Source organism: Plasticicumulans sp., from assembly GCF_035331805.1.
Taxonomy (GTDB): Bacteria; Pseudomonadota; Gammaproteobacteria; order Competibacterales; family Competibacteraceae; genus Plasticicumulans.
The window spans coordinates 1-2,484 of the sequence record NZ_DAOLKE010000275.1 but is presented as its reverse complement, the minus strand read 5'-3'; the positions used below and the strand labels follow the sequence as shown (position 1 = coordinate 2,484).

Below are 2,484 nucleotides of genomic sequence, written 5' to 3'. Positions count from 1 at the left end.
GCAAGACCCGGACCGGCAAGACCCGGACCGCAAACCGCGGCGATCTTCGTGATGCGGCCATGCCGCCCGGACCCCGGATCGAGGCTGCAGCCGCGGCCGTGCCTGCAGGCACCGACCGCCGGATACCGAGACCGTTGTCTTAAGCCTGGCTTACGCTAGGCACATGACTCCTGCGCACCGCGCCCTGCGCCGCCTGATCCTTGCCTTTGCCGTGCTGACCCTGATCGGTGTCGGTGCCTACTGGTTTGTGCTGCTGCGCGATCTCGATACCCAGGTCGAGACCGAAGCGGCGCACCTCGGCGAGCACGCCGAATACCGGGCGCTGGCCGCGGCCGAGAGCCTCGACGCGACGCTGCGCCAGCTCGATGCCGTGCTCACCGGTGCGCGGCAGGACTGGATCGACGAGGCCGGCGACTTCGATGCGCTCGCACAGGCGGCGCTGCGCGCGCTGCCGCCGGGGCTTGCGATCCAGCTGTTCGTGATCGGCACCGACGGCCTGCTCAAGTGGTCGAGCCTGGGTCCGGCGCCGGCGAACCGGCTCGGGGATCGTGACTACTTCCGCCGCCTCGCCGCGGCCGTGGATGACCCGCTGGAGATCAGCGAGCCGGTGATCGGCCGGCTGACCGGGCGCTGGAGCATCCAGTTCGCGCGGCGCATCGAGCGCCACGGCCGCTTCGCCGGCGTCGTGGCGCTGTCGGTGTCGCCCGAGCGCTGGGCACGCGACATCGAGAAGTACGCCCCCTCGGACGGCGATTCACTGGCGCTGTTCCGGCCCGACGGGGCCTATCTGCTGCGCATGCCCGACCCCGAGCGCCACTACGGCCAGCGCGTGCCGGCCGACCGGCCCTTTCTCGGCGGCGACCCGAACCAGCACGTCTACACGACCGCTGCCGTCGTCGACGGTCTGGTGCGCACCTACGCGTGGCGGCGCCTCGATGCCGGGCCGATCGTGGTTGCCGGCATCGGCTACGAGGCCGCGCTCGCGCCGGCGCGCGCCTTCGCGCAGCGCCAGATCCTGCAGGCCGTGCTCGGCACCGGCCTGCTGCTCGCCTGCGCGATCGTGCTGCGCGTGCTGATGCGCCGCGCCGACCAGGCCACGCGCGCGCTCGCCGAAAGCGCCGAGCGCCAGCGCGCCGTGCTGTCGTCGATGGCCGAGGGCGTCATGATCCTCGCGCCGGGCGGGCGCATCGAGTACGCCAACGCCGCCGCCTGCCGCGAACTCGGGCTGCCGAGCGAACGCGAGCTGTACCACCCGGCCGATACCGTCGAGCTCGACATGCTGCGCCCGGACGGCAGCCCGATGCCGGTCGAGGACTATCCGAGCCGCCGCAGTGCGCTCAGCGGCGCCGACTTCGACAACGAACTGCTCGGCCGGCGCGCCGCCGACGGCAGCGTGCGCTGGTTCACGATCACGACGCGCGCGCTGCACCGCGAGCGCAGCCGCGCGCCGTACATGGTGCTGATGACCTTCCGCGACATCACGGCGCTGCGCAGCGCCGAGGCCGAGGCGCGGCTGAGCCAGACCGTGTTCGAGGCCGCGGCCGAAGGCATCCTCGTCACCGACGGCGAGCACCGCATCATCGCCGCCAACCCGGCCTTCGAGCGCCTGAGCGGCCACCGGCTCGACGAGCTGTGCGGACAGACGCCGCAGCTGCTCACCGCTGATCTGCCGCAGCCGGTGACCTGGGCCGAGGTCCTCGATGCGCTGGCCACGCATGACGGCTGGGAAGGCGAGGGCCTGATCCGGCGTGCGGACGCCCGGGCGCTGGCGGTGCTGATCCACGTCACCGTGCTGCGCGACGGCGCCGGCCGGCCGTGGCGGCATGTGGCGCTGTTCAGCGACATCACGCAGCGCAAGCGCCGCGAGGACGAGGCCTGGCAGCGCGCGCACTACGACGTGCTGACCGGCCTGCCGAACCGCCGCCTGCTCGACGAGCGCCTGCAGCGCGCGCTGGCGCTGGCCGAACCCGGCCGGCACGAGCTCGCCGTGCTGTTCGTCGATCTCGACCGCTTCAAGCCGGTCAACGATGTCCACGGCCACGCGCTCGGCGACGCGCTGCTCGAACGCGTCGCGCGCCGGCTCGAAGCCGCGGTGCGCGAGGAGGACACGGTCGCGCGCTACGGCGGCGACGAGTTCGTGATCGCGATGCTGATGCCGCCCGGCGCGCCCGCCGCCGAAACCGTCGCCGTCAAGCTGGTCGAGCAGCTCGCGCGCCCGTACCGGCTCGACGGCCGCACGCTGGAGATCGGCGCCAGCATCGGCATCGCCGTGCAGCGCGCCGGCGACGACGCGCAGACGCTGCTCGCGCGCGCCGACGCGGCGATGTACCGCGCCAAGCAGGCGCACTGCGGCGTCTGGCGCGACCCATAGCCCCCGGGCGCGTGACCAGTGCTTGCAGGACGCACGGATTCGGCAAGCTTCCCGGAAGCCCGCCGCCGCCTGTGTAAGGCTGGAAGCCGCAAGCGCAAGGCTTTTTCCCTTGC

1 protein-coding gene is annotated in these 2,484 nt (G+C 72.9%); it reads left to right on the top strand.

Annotated features, from left to right (window positions below; all coding sequences use genetic code 11):
• The first annotated feature begins 163 nt into the window (after positions 1-163).
• Positions 164-2,371, top strand: coding sequence for a diguanylate cyclase (locus PKE44_RS15095; protein WP_324552652.1), 2,208 nt, complete (start codon positions 164-166; stop codon positions 2,369-2,371).
• Positions 2,372-2,484: the final 113 nt, after the last annotated feature.

Coding starts and splice junctions, on each gene's coding strand:
- PKE44_RS15095 (WP_324552652.1), top strand. CDS start 164: ATGACTCCTGCGCACCGCGCCCTGCGCCGCCTGATCCTTGCCTTTGCC.